At 30.1% G+C, this 15,157-nt stretch carries 17 protein-coding genes; all 17 read right to left on the bottom strand.

Annotated features, from left to right (window positions below; genetic code table 11):
* Positions 1–2 precede the first annotated feature (2 nt).
* Positions 3–956, bottom strand: coding sequence for an SDR family oxidoreductase (locus NMK29_RS13370; RefSeq protein ID WP_108803742.1), 954 nt, complete (start codon positions 954–956; stop codon positions 3–5).
* Positions 957–1,680: 724 nt separating this feature from the next.
* Entirely contained in the window at positions 1,681–1,914 is a 234-nt protein-coding gene (locus NMK29_RS13365) for a DUF2071 domain-containing protein (RefSeq protein ID WP_234424278.1), read from the bottom strand.
* A 29-nt stretch (positions 1,915–1,943) separates the two neighbouring features.
* Positions 1,944–2,321 carry a DUF2200 domain-containing protein gene (locus tag NMK29_RS13360; protein ID WP_108803743.1) on the bottom strand — a complete coding sequence of 126 codons (378 nt, stop codon included), beginning with the start codon at positions 2,319–2,321 and terminating at the stop codon, positions 1,944–1,946.
* 87 nt (positions 2,322–2,408) lie between these two features.
* Positions 2,409–2,843, bottom strand: a complete 435-nt coding sequence (locus NMK29_RS13355) for a DUF1801 domain-containing protein (protein ID WP_108803744.1) — start codon at positions 2,841–2,843, stop codon at positions 2,409–2,411.
* A 162-nt stretch (positions 2,844–3,005) separates the two neighbouring features.
* Positions 3,006–3,776: an alpha/beta fold hydrolase gene (locus NMK29_RS13350; RefSeq protein ID WP_255411793.1), complete on the bottom strand. Its 771-nt coding sequence runs from the start codon at positions 3,774–3,776 to the stop codon at positions 3,006–3,008.
* Positions 3,777–3,912: 136 nt separating this feature from the next.
* Positions 3,913–4,620: a DUF3667 domain-containing protein gene (locus NMK29_RS13345; protein WP_108803746.1), complete on the bottom strand. Its 708-nt coding sequence runs from the start codon at positions 4,618–4,620 to the stop codon at positions 3,913–3,915.
* Between the two features lie 99 nt (positions 4,621–4,719).
* Entirely contained in the window at positions 4,720–6,390 is a 1,671-nt protein-coding gene (locus NMK29_RS13340) for a DUF4832 domain-containing protein (RefSeq protein WP_108803747.1), read from the bottom strand.
* Between the two features lie 256 nt (positions 6,391–6,646).
* Positions 6,647–7,018 carry a hypothetical protein gene (locus NMK29_RS13335; RefSeq protein ID WP_108803748.1) on the bottom strand — a complete coding sequence of 124 codons (372 nt, stop codon included), beginning with the start codon at positions 7,016–7,018 and terminating at the stop codon, positions 6,647–6,649.
* Positions 7,019–7,083: 65 nt separating this feature from the next.
* A complete protein-coding gene (locus NMK29_RS13330) occupies positions 7,084–7,647 on the bottom strand; it encodes a Crp/Fnr family transcriptional regulator (RefSeq protein WP_051335997.1) in 564 nt (187 codons plus the stop codon).
* Positions 7,648–7,840: 193 nt separating this feature from the next.
* Positions 7,841–8,716 (bottom strand): sulfurtransferase, encoded by an 876-nt coding sequence (locus NMK29_RS13325; protein ID WP_108803749.1) that lies wholly within the window; start codon positions 8,714–8,716, stop codon positions 7,841–7,843.
* A gap of 36 nt (positions 8,717–8,752) precedes the next feature.
* Entirely contained in the window at positions 8,753–9,244 is a 492-nt protein-coding gene (locus tag NMK29_RS13320) for a RidA family protein (RefSeq protein ID WP_108803750.1), read from the bottom strand.
* Between the two features lie 50 nt (positions 9,245–9,294).
* On the bottom strand, positions 9,295–9,810 hold the full coding sequence (locus tag NMK29_RS13315; protein ID WP_108803751.1) for an NAD(P)H-dependent oxidoreductase: 516 nt from the start codon (positions 9,808–9,810) through the stop codon (positions 9,295–9,297).
* A gap of 102 nt (positions 9,811–9,912) precedes the next feature.
* On the bottom strand, positions 9,913–10,494 hold the full coding sequence (locus NMK29_RS13310; protein ID WP_108803752.1) for a Crp/Fnr family transcriptional regulator: 582 nt from the start codon (positions 10,492–10,494) through the stop codon (positions 9,913–9,915).
* Positions 10,495–10,836: 342 nt separating this feature from the next.
* Complete coding sequence (locus NMK29_RS13305) at positions 10,837–12,477, bottom strand: serine hydrolase (RefSeq protein ID WP_108803753.1); 1,641 nt, start codon at positions 12,475–12,477, stop codon at positions 10,837–10,839.
* A gap of 93 nt (positions 12,478–12,570) precedes the next feature.
* Positions 12,571–13,710 carry an AraC family transcriptional regulator gene (locus tag NMK29_RS13300; RefSeq protein WP_108803754.1) on the bottom strand — a complete coding sequence of 380 codons (1,140 nt, stop codon included), beginning with the start codon at positions 13,708–13,710 and terminating at the stop codon, positions 12,571–12,573.
* A 24-nt stretch (positions 13,711–13,734) separates the two neighbouring features.
* On the bottom strand, positions 13,735–14,499 hold the full coding sequence (locus NMK29_RS13295; protein WP_108803755.1) for a toxin-antitoxin system YwqK family antitoxin: 765 nt from the start codon (positions 14,497–14,499) through the stop codon (positions 13,735–13,737).
* Positions 14,500–14,586: 87 nt separating this feature from the next.
* On the bottom strand, positions 14,587–15,147 hold the full coding sequence (locus tag NMK29_RS13290; protein ID WP_108803756.1) for an outer membrane beta-barrel protein: 561 nt from the start codon (positions 15,145–15,147) through the stop codon (positions 14,587–14,589).
* Positions 15,148–15,157: the final 10 nt, after the last annotated feature.

Genomic DNA, 15,157 nt, shown 5'->3' with positions numbered 1-15,157 from the left:
GTTTATAAATTCCATTTTAACCCTATCGCTTTTTCAGACACTTCCCATAACTTTTTTGCTACAGTTTTATCTTTTGCGTGTGGTTCTAACGAACATTCGCCAACAGGACCTTTAAAATAACCTCTTCCTGTAGGTCCGTAAAATCCTTTTTGATCTAAATCATCTTCTGTGGCGCACATCAATTCGGGATACGAACCTTTTTCTGCAGATTGCACCATTGGAGTCAACTTCATTATTTGCCACACGAATCTAGTAACTAGACTACCACTAGTTTTGATCAATGATGTTCTGGAAGCTCCTGGATGACAAGCATACGCTTTAACATCGGTCTTGCCTGCTTTTTTCAATCGATCTTGTAATTCGTAGACGCACATAATTTGCGCCAATTTACTTTGGCTATATACTCCATTAGGACTGTAATTTTTATCCCAATTCATATCGTCGAATTGTATGGTTTTAATTCCTAAGTTATATCCCATACTACCTACAGTCACAATACGTCCTTTAGATTCTTCAATTCTTGGATAAAGTAACGCTTGTAGTAAAAAGTTACCATAGTGGTTTACACCTAACTGACTTTCAAAACCATCAACGGTTAAGGTTTGTTTTGGTACTTGAGCAATGGCCGCGTTGCACATTAACGCATCGATTCGCGGAACTGTCTTAAGAACTTCTTCTGCTGCTTTTTTTACCGAAGCTTGTTCTGCCAAATCCATACGTATATTGGATACATCTATATTATCACTAAGTTCTTGTTTTAATGTTGCGATAGTGTCCTCTGATTTTTTTGGATTACGATTAAGCATTACTACTTTTGCTCCTTTGGATAACAATATTTTTGCTGCTTCATATCCTGTACCACTTGTAGTACCTGTGATAACAAATGTCTTATCTTTAAGTGATCCGATTCTATCAGGGGTCCATCCCTTTTTTCCAAATTGGTTTTTGATACTCATGTTGATCTTTTTTTATTTAAAATAATAGAGCAAAGATCAGTACAATGATGTGTTGGAATCTTATACGGAATTTCGAAATACGTATACTTTTTGGTTTTCTTTAATTATACAACGGATTGGCTTAAAAATAGTAGTAGATTTTAGTAATCGAACTATTCTGATTAAACATTGTTTTATACTTTATTGTGGTATGTTGTTTATAAGTTATTTCGAGACAGCTATAAACCGCTTTTTATATAGATTTAGATGCTTTTATTTTTTCTAATCCAATCCATTCGTGTTTAATATTCTTCATTAAAAGTGCATTGTCGAATTTTATAGAATCTTTTGGAAAAATAGTTTTATTTTCAAAAAAACTAGAGTGAACTTTTTTTACATTTAAGAGGGATACTTTCCAGTTATATGCTTTAAGCTCTAATCCGTCAAAGTCATTTTTGTCAGGAGAATAACCAATTGATCCATTTTCAAAAAAGTCTGAGACGCAATTTAGATTATCAAATACACTTTCTTCGTTCCAATTGTCTGTTTCACTTGCTTCAATTGATAAAGAGGTATCGTCATCACTAATAAATGCTACATTATAATTTCCGTCTGATTCATTAACCGTAAATTCAGCAAGATGATGAACACCCGGAAAAATAGTACCTCCGGCTAAAGAGTTTACTTTAGAAGAAGTATCTCTTCTTGGAATGTAAACACCTTCTTTTACTTTTCCGTTTTCATTCTATTCAACTGCAATCCTATGAGCTCCATTTTCTGAGGAAATTCCTAATTGTTTCGGTAATCCTTTAGGTCTAATTTCTTTTAGCCTGATCAAACATATTCCAGCAATACCCTTTCCATTAATGAGTTTGGGTCTAAATGGTTTCGGTAAATAATTTTCCAAGATCTCCTTGTCAACTTGATAGTTGATAAGAATTCGCCTGTCAATTATTCCTTTTATTTTAGGGATTTTCATTTTCTATGGATAATTGCTATTATCAGTTTTTATTTCTTTTCTTTTCGCAAAATCTTCTCCATTTTACGGCCTCTTGCTAATTCATCAATTAGCTTTTCCATACGTCTGCATTGTTTATATAATTCAAATTCATCTTCTATTTCTTCAATTCGATAACCACAAACGACTCCTTTAATCATGTGTGCGTTTGGATTTATTTTAGCTTTTTGAAAAAACGTTCTAAACGTAGCTTTTTCATTAATAAGCCTTTGTAAAGCATCATTATCAAAACCAGTAAACCATTTAATTACTTGGTCGAGTTCTTCTTTTGTTCTACCGTTTTTCTCCAATCTGTTAAGGTAAAGTGGGTAAATGGATGCAAATATCATATTGGCAACCTTTTCATTTTTTTCGACAGTAACTTTCATTTTATTTGATTTTAAATTATTTGGTGCTAACGGTTAATATAAAATTCGTTTAATAGATTTTTGAATAGTGCTGGCTTGCAATTATTATTAATTTCTACAAGCACATTCATGATGTTCATTTAAATATGCAATTGTTTCCATACTCAGTTTTTCAACAATTGAGATATTTAAATCAGCTAGTTTCTTAAAATAAATACAAGCTTTCCCCATTTTAAATTTCCCTAAATCCGTCAGGAGAATATCACTTTTTTCTGTTTTTGAATAAATATAGAGTGAAAATTGTGTTTTACGTGGTGAGAATCCTAGCAAAGGAGCATCACCTTCATGACCACTTGCATATTTATAGTGATAGCTTCCAAAACCTATTATAGTTGGTCCCCACATCTTAGGTTCAAAACCTGACCATTCACTCATTAATTCTATTAATCTATGACTATCAGCTTTCTTTTGATCGTTATCTACATATGATTCAATAAAATCGTAGACATTTACTTCTGTTTCTGTGGTTTTATTTTTAGCCATTTTCTTAAATATTTTAAGGTGTTTCAAAATGTCTACCCAAAATGATAGTATCGTAACTATTTTGTTGCTTATAATTAATTATTAATACTTAAAAACAACTCTTTGTTTAATAGTATTAGTCTTGTTTTCTACATTTCTAATTTAATAATTAATTCTCTAGTATCAAGTATTAGTTTTTCTTTGGGTAATCCAGTTTGCTACTATAGGCCATATTTCTTTTTTTGAGTTTTGAGATTTTAAAATACGACTATGATTATAGTTTTCTAAATTTCCATTTTCTTTTGAGAAGAAAAGAAGCTTGTTCTGTTCGTTGTCAAATGCATTGAGAAACTTTTCACAACCTTGTCTTGGTGCTATAAAATGATCACCTTGCGCACAAATTGATAAAATAGGTACATTGATACTATTCATCCTTTTTAAGTAATCAAATCCGTTTGCTCCTATAAAGTTCTTTTTTAAATTCCAATCAAACCATTGTTTCATGGTATAATAACTTTCGCCTTGTTCTGTAGAACCTGCAGCTTTCGAAGGAACTTTTCCTAATAAAGCGGTTATATATTTGCTTAATACTATTTTTATTTTACTATTCAATGTTTCTCCAGCTCCGAATGCCTGTACAGCAAATAAAGTAATACTATTAATCATTGGGTTATAACTCGGGTTGTTAATTAAAAACATTGTTAAGATAATACCACCACCACTATGAGTTAAACAATCTATTTTTTTTATGTTTTGGATATTGAAAAGAAAATTGAATGTTGATTTAATGTCAAATTTTGCAATGGTTTCAAAATTAAATTCCTTTTTGGTTTTTGAACTTTTTCCGTGATTTCTCCATTCCATAATCCAACAAGTAAAACCTCTTTCTATTAAATATGATGTTATACCGTCACATATTTTTCTATTAGAAAATGTCCCGTGAGTTAGGAAAATATGTTTACCAGATATGTTTTTAGAACTCAGCTTCCAAAGAGCAATGATTTCGTTGTCATCAGTTTTGATATGATAAAGATGTTCTTTCAGGACTGGTTTATTAAATGTTTTTAAATAAAAAGTAGTATTATTTTCGTTATATAAATTTAAAAATATAAGCTAATAATGCCATTAATATCATGTAAGTAACATTACCTAAAACATAGGCTAAAAGTGATTTTAGATAATTTATGATCCGATTCTCTCCATAAAATTGTCCAATTCCCCAAATGATATAAATAAAGTAAATAAAGCCACCAACAAGCCCTATAATTGGACTTTTTAAAATTGTAGCTAAAAGAATAAAAGTGCCTAAAACTATAAAGGATTCACCTAAAATAAATGATAAAAGAACTAATATCTCATAGAAATTGTAATTCGATTTTCGGAATAATAACTTTATCCATAACCCAATAAAAACACCCATTGCGAGTTGAGAATATCCAATGTTTTTTTGAGTCCAATCTCCAATTTCTTTAGACCGAATCTTTCCATGAAAACCTTGAATTTTATCAATGTTAAAAAGATTAAAACTTATATCTAATGAATTTATAATAAATGTAAAAATCACAGAAGTAAGAATTAAGAATAGAATGGGTTTTACGTACTTTTCTCTATTTTCGTGTATAAATTCCCGAACCGATTTTCCTGGCTTAATCAAGAGGTTTTTTACGGTTAATAAAAAACCTTTTTCTAAATTAAGTAAACTTTGAATTTCGGCATATAAATAGTGTCTATCAATCCTTTTTAGTTCTGAATTCGTTTTATTCTTTTCTTTTATGTTTTTGTCAGGTTTTTTAGCCATTATATTCTTCGAATAATCAGAATCTTGTGTTTCATTAACAGTACGTATAACGACTACGATCTACTGATGGTGATTACGATTTATTACAAAATATAATGTTTATTTTTTTATCAATTTACGAGTAACTAATTTGTTTTTATTTAAACGTAAAAAATACACTCCATTTGATAAGTCAGAAATATCTAACTGAGAATCTTGAGATACAGATAATCCTTTGATTAATTGGCCGTTAATATCAAAAATTTCAAGTTCTGCACTATCATATTTTTTTAACTTTATTGTAATAATATCGGATGCCGGATTTGGATAGATTGAGAAATTGTCTGTAATCGAAAAATCATCAACATTAAGTGTGTTGTTTAAAGATATTGTCTGTAGTAGGTTATTGTAGCCTGTTTCAGATTGCCAAGTATTTGTGTTTGCAAGTTGAATACTATAATCAGAATTAGATGCTAAAGATGCTTCAGTATCAGGCATCCAAAGATATAATTGAAATGTTCCGGTTAACCCTAAATCAAAATTTTGTGTTATTGAAACAGAAGATTCCCAAGTTCTAATATCTGTGTTGATCACTTCTGTAATGATTTCATCTGTAGCTGTATTTTTCAAAATTAGATATACAGTTCTTTTTTTAAAAGGTCTTGCGAAACCGACATTTGTGATATCTAAACTTAGGTCAAAATCACTATTATTAGTCGTTATCGTTGATGAATTTAAAACAAATCTGTATCCGACGTTTTTTACAATATCGTCATAATGGCCTGAGTTGATTGCCTGAGTCCAAAAGGGTGTATAGTAATCTCTGTTTATGGTTGTCCAATTGGTTAAATTTAATTCATTTAACGCATTAGCGCCGCTCGTTCTAAAACCATTATCGCAAGTATTTATACCATTAGTCTCTCCTGTCATTGGTAAATACTTGGTTTCGTTAGAAATATAAGAGTAATCAATTGCTCCAACAGGGTTTTCGCATTGGGATGACACACCGTAGGTTCCTTGATCACCAAAATCATTTAAGAACGCATCATTATAGAATCCAATTCTGGCATTTTCAGTATTTTCATAAGCGGTTTGCTCATTTAGTTGTGTATCGCCATACATTGTAGTTTTAATAGCTGCATATCTAACTTGGATAGGGATTTCTATTGGTGTAGCTGCTAACATTGCATCTACTATTTCTTTGCGATTAGCCCATTGAGTTTCGGAGATACTACCATCGGTACCAAATTCTGTAGAGTTTGTATAATACCATTCTCCCCAAGTACCAATAAAACCAGCTTGAATAGAAAAAATAATATCTTTATTGGTATTTAATACTGTAGAAAGTTGAGAAATATGTGTTAATATTTGGGATTTGGTTGGTTGTTGTGCTGAAGTCCCTTGAGAATTAGAATAAGAAAACCTCACAATGATTTTTAGACCAGCGGTTCTTACATTATCGAAATCTCCTTGAATATTGTCTAAAAAAGTAGCGTTAATATCTGTATTTAAAAATGCATCTAAAAGAAAATAACGGTATACAACAGTTACTTTGTCCGTGCTTGTCTTCCAATTATTTAAAGTGCTAACAGATAAGTTGCTAAAATCCGCAGTCGTTGCGTACTCACTGGATGTAATAGAATATTTTTGTAATCCCCTTTCAGGGTTTGCTATAATATCTGTAGACGCTGTATAGTTAATCGATTGCCCTAATACTAATGTATAATTAAATAAGAGTAGCACGAATGCAATTATATTTTTTAAGAGACTAGTCATATTGTAGGTTTTCATAATGGTTAAATTTATCTTTTTAAATAGTCAAAATAAATTCTAACATCTTGGTTTGGTTAGAATGGGAATTAAAAGTAATGAACTTTCGATTAAGCTACTCATCCTTACCCTTATATTTTGTATCTATTTAAAAAACGTATACTTGGCCAGTACAGTATACGTTTAAAAAAAATCATTATTATTTTTTAGGAAATAAAACCTTTTAAAATAATTATTATCAAAAGTGATTAGTTCTATCTATCGGGCTTACGGGAAGTTATTTGTTGATTGAGTCTAATTTGATCATTTGATTTACACCCATATATAAAACAATTAACGCAATAATACTGATTATTAAGTTCCCTGTTTTGGTAATTTGAAAGGGATTAAATGTTACGAGCAATACGCTAGCCAGCACCCAGGCATAATCTTGAGTTATAATCCAAATGATAGCTGATTTTCGTTGCTTCTTGATTTCAAACCAAATGGTCAAAGCAAAGTACATCAATACGACTCCCACGATCCAAAAAACGGTATTGTTATCGGTACCGAATAGTTTTGCGATTTGTTGATTTAATATAATCAAAATAATGCCTAATGTACTCGAGAAGAGGGTATTGATTCTTAAGGCATTTTGTAGTTTATTCATTTGAATGAGATTTTGTTTTAGCAAATTTCTGTAAACAAAGTTTAATCTCTCTTGACAAATGATAGTTAATTCATTCTTCTAAGCCTACTTAATGATTCTGGAGTAATTCCCAACATAGACGCTATATATTGTAATGGGACATTTTTAAAAAGATCTGGTTCTTCACCTAGTAAACTTATAAATCGTTGTTTTGCTGTAGTATGTAATTGAGCAAACATGTTTTTTTCTAGTAAGGCAAAAGAATGTGCCAATAACATATTATCAAACTCTAACCATTTGGGCTCAGTTTTATTTAGCCTAAAATGATTTTCTCGGTTAATTACATATAGTTTGCAGTCTGTAATTGCTTGTATGTTCCAGTTATTTGTTGTTTGGAAAATGAAGCTTGAAAGCGAAGTGATAAATTTACCACTACTACCAATCCATAAGGTTATTTCTTTTCCATCTGCAATGTCATACATTCTCATATAACCAGATTCAATAAAGGCCATTTGGCGACAAATCCTTCCTGATTTTAGAAAGAAATCACCTTTCACAATTTCTAATGGTTCAAAAACTGAAAGAATGGTATCCATTGATTTTTTTTCAATGGCAATTTGACTTAGAATACAGTTTTTTAATTTTTCCACTTTTGTTTAATTACTGCCTATATCAAATATATAAATTAGTGTAGTATAAAATATTATTAAACTTATTATTGTGCGATAGTTTTTTGTTTTTTTATATTATAAAAGTCTAACAATGATACAATAACAAACGATCTTTTTAATCCAGTATTAAGTATTGTTTTCTTTTTATTTAAGTAAAATATAAATTTATGTTTTAAATAGATTGTGATATTGGCCTATTAAGATCTTGTTTCCAGATATTAAATGATCCATCAAATAAACTAGATTCGATCCCTATTTGTGCCAATGCTAACATTGCTACAGTACCAGAATAACCAGCTCCACAAGAGCAAATTATTTTTTCAGTCTTCCAGTTTGGAATAGTAGTATTAAATAAAGCAATAATCTCTGAAGGTTTGATAAAAAGCCCTGTTTCTTTATCTATAAATGAAGTATATGCAGCGCTTATTGCACCAGGTATATGACCTGTGCGGGGATCTTCTGGTTTTCCTCTATACCCAGCAATACCTCGTCCATCTAGAACACAAGAATTCTCTTTTTCAATTATAAAATTTTCTAATGACTTTCTTAAGTTTTCTCTAGCTATCGGCTCAAATGTGCCTTTTGATACGTTCAGTATTTCTTGTGAAACAGGCAGATTTTCTGATTTCCAGTTTTTAAAACCACCGTTTAGAACTCGAACATTATCAAAACCCCAGTAACGCATAGCCCACCAAATTCTGCCAGCAAACATATGATTGTAATCATCATACAGGATTACAGTATCATCTTTATGAATGCCTAAATCTATAAAAGACTGTTTTGCCTCAGGATACGAAGATATTTGCGCTAAATTGGGAGTAACGTTCACTTCAATAAATTCTTTTCTCCAGTCTAAAAAGCTTGCGGTAGGAATATGTCCAATTTTATATTCATCATACAATGATTTAGGATCTACTCCCCAAGTTCCTCTTACATCAAAAATTTTGATATTTGATTTTCTTAAAATATTATTTAATTCTTTTGCTGAAATTAATGGAGAAAGGATTTTTTCGCCGTTAACTTTCTTTAAATTATGTTGTTTTTCCATGATATTAATAGTGTATTATAGATAAGCAATTAAATACTATTCTGGCTTGAATACCTCGACTTCTATTTCGATCATAAACTCTGGTAAAGCTAATTCCGTAACTCCTAACCAGGTAGATTTTGGATAGTGGTTTTTTTTATATAATGATTTTCGATACTCCAAATTTTCCATAAATAATTTCATATCAGTTGTGTATATATTTTCGACAATTATGTCATCAAAGGTACAATCATAATGCTCTAGCATTTTTTGTATATCCGCATAACAGTTTTTCATTTGCTGAGTATAATCTCCAACGGCTGTTGGTTTTCCAAGAGCATCCATACTAACCGCTCCAGAAGCTTTAATTTTATTACCTGTTTTTATAGCAAATGAATATCCAAATCCATTCTCCACTTCTTTAGAGCGAAGTTGAAAATATTCTATTTTTTCTGTTTTATTTTTCATGTATTTGTCGTTTTTGTTTTGTGCTATTGCAGATCCAATAGCTAATAATGTAATTGCTAAAAGTGTTATAATATTTTTCATGCTTATATAATTGAAATGATTATTTCGATCTAAGGTTCTGATCTTTCACGTTATCGAAATTTGTTCAAATATTCTTCTGTGTTTTCTAGTATGGATTGTTCGGAAGGATTAAACATTGCGCCATAAAAAATGTGAAGTTCATCTATGAGGCAGCCACAATATTGAAAACTTAATTTAAAATCATTTAATAAATTGGAAACACTAATTGCATTTATAGATTCGTATGAGTCTTTTTTTCCTCCAGTAGAAATCGCAAAACTAATTTTTTTCCCTTTTATTTTATCACCATTAGGACCAAACGCCCATCCATAGGTGAGTACCTGATCGATATATTGCTTTAGGGCAAAGGGGGTGCTAAACCAATGAAGAGGAAACTGAAAGATTATTTCTTGATGTTTCAATAGGAGTTCTTGTTCTGCCGTAATATCGAAATTGAGGTTGGGGTATTTGTTATATAATGAATGAATAACAAAATCATTGGGGTATTTATTGAATTCACGAAGCCAAGACCTATTTATTTTAGAATTTTTTAAATCTGGATGGGTTACGATTATTAATTTTTTCATCTGTATTTTCTTAAGTTATGAATACAAATGTATATGCAATCAAAAGGCTAAAAATTGATATATGATAATAAAATTAACAATGCACTTTTTTTTAAAATCACATTATAAGCCTTTTGCAATCTCTTTCCTAACACGACTTAGACTTTCTTTTGTTATTCCTAAGTAAGAAGCTATGTGATAATTTTTTACATTTTGTTCAATTTCAGAATAGGTATTTACAAACTGTAAGTATTTTTCTTTTGCATTATAACTTAATACGGCTAACGTCCTTTTTTGAAAACTAGCAATGGTGTTTTCAAATTTAATTCTAAAGAACGTTTCTAGTTTAGGGATTTCTTTAAAAAGATAGTCTCTGTTTTGTTTAGACATTTTAATCAATACAGAATCCTGAATACATTCAATATTTGAGATTGCTTTTTCCCCCTTGAAGTAGGCATTATAGTCACTTATCCACCATCCTTTTATTGCAAATTGTAGTGTGTGCTCTTTTCCTTGTTCATCTATATAAAAAGATCTTAAGCATCCTGAATGAATATAATATTTATTAGAGACAAATTCCTCTTGCCGTAGAATTAGGTCTCCTTTTTTATAATTGACTAGCGTTAAATTGTTGTCAATCATTGATATATCTTTTTTGGATAGATCAACTTCTTGGAAAACCTCAGAGATAAGTATTTCGTCCATTTTTTTGAAATTTGTTTCTGGTTATAATTTATTATCTAAATTCTGATACTGTGTGCCAAACTACTTTGTATCTTCTAGTATGGGGTAGATAGGGCAGGAAGTGGTTTGTTTTAGTGTTGATTCCAAGTTAAATAAAATAGATGTTTTTATCACTCTGCAAAGGTGTAAACTTTTTGTATGCCGTTATTATGTAAATGTAAATTGATGTTTCATTACAATCATCTGTTGCATTAGATTGTGCTTTGTCGTCTAAAAATGCATAAGACGGTTTTATTAATTAGTAAAACCTTAAAGAATAATTATAAACCGCCTTATGTTTCTATAGTATACCTGCTAACTTTATTAGTTGTTAGTGATTGCAGGTAATATATATTCTTTCATTATTTTGTCTGCATTAGGATGTGCGTTAGGATTGTTATATGCAGAAGAGGTTATAACTATTACATAAGGAATGTCTTTACATATAAAAATTTTGTTTCCGCCTCTACCACTGCAGAAAGAAACCTCATAATCTTTGCCATTAACAGTATATATTTTGTTCCAAAAAAGATATCCGTAATATCCATTTTTTATGCCTGCAGCTTCTTGTGATATTTGTTTTGATAAACTTTTTTCTACCCACTTTTTGGTTATAATTTGTTTGTTATTCCATTTACCCTTGTTTTTGTATAGTTGGCCATATTTTGCAAAGTCAATAGCTCTTAGTTGTATTCCTCCCGCTGTATTACCAACTTTTTGAGGTGTATATTGCCATTTATAATTAGTGATATTAAGTGGTTTAAAAAGTTTTTTATCCGCATAAGAAACTAATCCATCAGGAACAGATTTATGAATGATATCACCTAAAATCACTACTCCTGCGGTAAAGTAAGTGAAATCGGTTTCTATTTTTTTACTTTTTTCCATGGGTAAATCCAGTGAAAATTTAACCCAGTTATCTGTTGGATACATGTTTTCTTCATTTCCTGGGCTGCTATAATCGCTATCATCTCCAAGAAATCCTGAACTCATGGTTAGAAGAGATTTTAAGGTTACTGAATCTTTCTTTTTACTATAGTTTTTGAAGGATTTTAAACTGTAAAAATCTTTTAGAAAAGTTTTCTCACTCTCAATAAAATTGTCTTCGATGGCAATTCCTAACATTGTAGAAGCAAATGATTTTCCTACGGACCTAGCATCGTGTAAGCTATTTCTATGTTCACCATTAAAGTATTCTTCTATTAGAAGCTTATTTTCTTTTATGACTATAATTCCGTTAATGTTTTCAAATCTTTTTTCAGCGATTTTTCTATTTAACGCTTCTATTTTTCGATGATCAAAATTATCTTTCGATATTTCCCAACCACTATTTGGTTGTATTTTTTGAAGGGGTATTAAGTTCTCATTAACTTTGATTTTATCCACTTCTATTGAGATACTCCCTTTAGCGAGAATAGAACCTACTTTTAATGTTTCTTGCTTTAAATAGGGCCTTATCTCTATTGTTAAAGAATGATTACCTTCTGTTAAGATATCTTGTCCGCCACTTAATTTCATGAATCTTAACCACATGAACCAACCCCAAAAATCAATCTGTTTAGGGTAGAGTAAGGGAACCATATATTTAAGTTTGGTTGTTTTAGCATCTATAGTTCCTGCACCTTTATTTAGATTTTCTACGTGAACTTTTTTTCCATCTACAAAGAATGAAAATTGAAAATTCCCTTTGTTTAATAGTTGATCTTGGGATAGGGTAGGAGCTAATAATTTAAGACTTTCAATAAGAGGTTGTTCTAAAGTAAAATGGATGTTCAGAAAAGCATCTTTGTTTAATGTAAAACTTTTGATATAATTATCCGATGTAGGGCGATTTTTTTTGAAGTCAACTTTAGAAAAATATAGATTATCAGTTTCTTTAGTTTGGGTGATTTCGGGTGTTGAACTTTTACAGGTATTACAGGCCATTATAAGACAAGCAATAAGTACTAAATAATTTGATTTCATTTTTGATTTTATATTTGATTGATAATTGAATTATTCAACAAACATAGATTTATTGAGGCTTCCAAAAGCTCCATGTTATATAATGGGACTCATTTAAGGATGTTTTGAACTATTTTTGATAGACTTTTTATAATGTAAAGGAGTAACTCCTTTAATACTTTTAAAGACTCGGTTAAAAGTTGTTTTTGAATTGAAACCACACTCAAATGATAGACCTAACAACGTAATGTGATCATAATTTTCACTCTTCATTTTTTCTATAATTGTATCTACACGATATTCATTTATAAAATCTGAGAAATTTTTACCTAAACCATCATTGATTACCTTCGATAAAATATTAGGATGCATATCAAGGTTTTCTGCTAAGGATTTTAATGTCAATTCTGAGTTAAGGTAAAATCTATTGGTTGTCATTTGTTCTTTTAACCAAGATGCTTTTTTTAAGATTTCTTCGGATGGTTTCTCTTTTTTAATATTATTTTCTCTGTTGGTTTCTAATAAAATTACTTCTGGTCTCAAAAAGGCTTCGGCACTAATCCAAATAGTAACAATTGATAGTAATACATAAATTGGATAATAATCTGCTAGTCCTAATTGGAAATTAAATAGAACGTAATCTATAATAGTGTAAGGTGTCCATAAGAACCAAAGTATGGCAAATATGATAATTAATCTATATAACCATCTTAAGCTGTATGCATCGTTATTACTATAATTTTTGTTTAGCCAATTATGATAAGTTCTAATTTCTTTTAGCGCATATATACAGTAAGTGACAATAGATATTATAGCAAGAAACTGTACAATAGGCATTAATTGAAGATATGTAGTCGTCTCGATACCAATGGTGTTATTTATTAGTGCATCACGACTAATTACAAAATGTATAATGAGTTCTATAACTAAAGGAAAAAAATGAAGGATATCTTTTCGTGAAAGACGATAATTAAAGTTGGTTATTTTTTTTACATATAGATATAATAATGGTCCTAGAGCTAGAGAGTAATGTAATGGTATTAAGTGAAAATTTGGGAGATAGTTGCTTACCTGAAAGTCTAGACTTAATATCCAAATATTCCATAAAACAATGATAAACGTAAGTAGCCCAAGTAGTACATTGGCTTTTTTATTTACCCGCTTAGTAAGAATTAATAATAGTCCAAACGTAGTTCCTATAAATACAGATGCTATTATAAGAAGATTAAAAATATTTAAATTTAATTCACACATTAATTGAATTCGGTATCTGTAATTTTAATTCTCATAAGAAATGGTTTCTACTAATTTTCCTTGTTTGTCGAAAGTTTTCCAGGTTCCAATTTTTTTAAAATTTTGTTTAGTACCTATTTTATAAATCTTACTATTCTTAAAATATTGAACATACTTTCCGTTGTCGACTCCGTTTTTAAACTCTCTTTCACACCTTAAGATTCCATTGTCATAGTAATATTTCCAAACTCCATTTTCTTTGCCATTTTGTTTTTCTCCAATCTTACTTATATTACCATTTTTAAAATATTCAATTTGTTTTCCGTTGGGTGTTCCATTTGAATAATTTTCAACGTTTATGAGTTCACCACTATCATAATAACTTTTCCATTCTCCGGTTGCTTTTCCATTATCATCAAAATGTTTAAGATATTTAAGGTTCTTATTACTTTTAAAATAGCTTTTCCAAGTACCGATCTTTATTCCGTCTTTATAATATCCTTCCATACACAAAACTTGCGAATAATCAATCTTTTGATATCCATCTAACACATTGTTTTTGTAATTTCTTATGGATTCTTGAGTTCCATCCTCATAATATGAAATCCATTCTCCCGTTTTTTGTTTGTTACTGAATTGTCCCTCAGATTTAAGATTTCCCGAAGGATAATAGTCTTTGAATTTTTCGATTCTTGTAGTGTCAATTACTGAACTTTTATCATTCTTACTAGTGTTTTTCTTTTTGGAACAATGAGTAAAGGAAAATGTAATTATTAAAGCTAGAAAAACTAGAGTAGCTTTATTATTCATAGTATATCTTTTTATGAAAATTACGCTTATTATTTTAATTACAAATAACAAGGAGGAATAAATTATTGATAATATAACTCTTTGTTTTTAGTTTAACGGGAATGTAAATCCAAGGGATAATGCTCCAACATATTGCTGGACAGTTGGCTGAAAATAATAAGCAAATCCTAAATCAATAGTATGATTTTTTCCTAATTCTAATCCAAAAGAAAATGGGATGTGATAAATAATACCGCTTTTATCAATGTTATCAAAGGTAGTTACTGTTTCAAATTTTCCAATAGAAGTTCCAATTCCAATTTCTGCATAAGGAGCAACCCAAGGAATTGGTGCTCTCAATCTTGCTTTTCCACCTAGTAAAAAAGCTTTTGTCTCGGCTTTTTCATCTGTAGGATTATCATTTATATCTTTTCTATTAGAACTAGTAGTTATAAAACCTGCATAAGGTTTGAACTCAACCCAAGAAGTAATTTTTAGTACAAATTCTCCTTGTATAAAAAAACCATTATTAACAACTTGATCAACACTGTTATAAGGAGCACTTAGTCCATAACCAATTTGAGCATTGATAGATTTTTGTTTTATAAACTGTGCCTGAGCTAAGTTAGAAGTTAGAACGATGATAAGTAGTATGATTGTGTTTTTCATGAGATGTAAC

Origin of the sequence: Aquimarina sp. Aq107, from assembly GCF_943733665.1 — a bacterium.
Classification (GTDB): domain Bacteria; phylum Bacteroidota; class Bacteroidia; order Flavobacteriales; family Flavobacteriaceae; genus Aquimarina.
The sequence above is the reverse complement of the archived record's forward strand: the minus strand, read 5'-3'. Positions and strand labels throughout refer to the sequence as shown.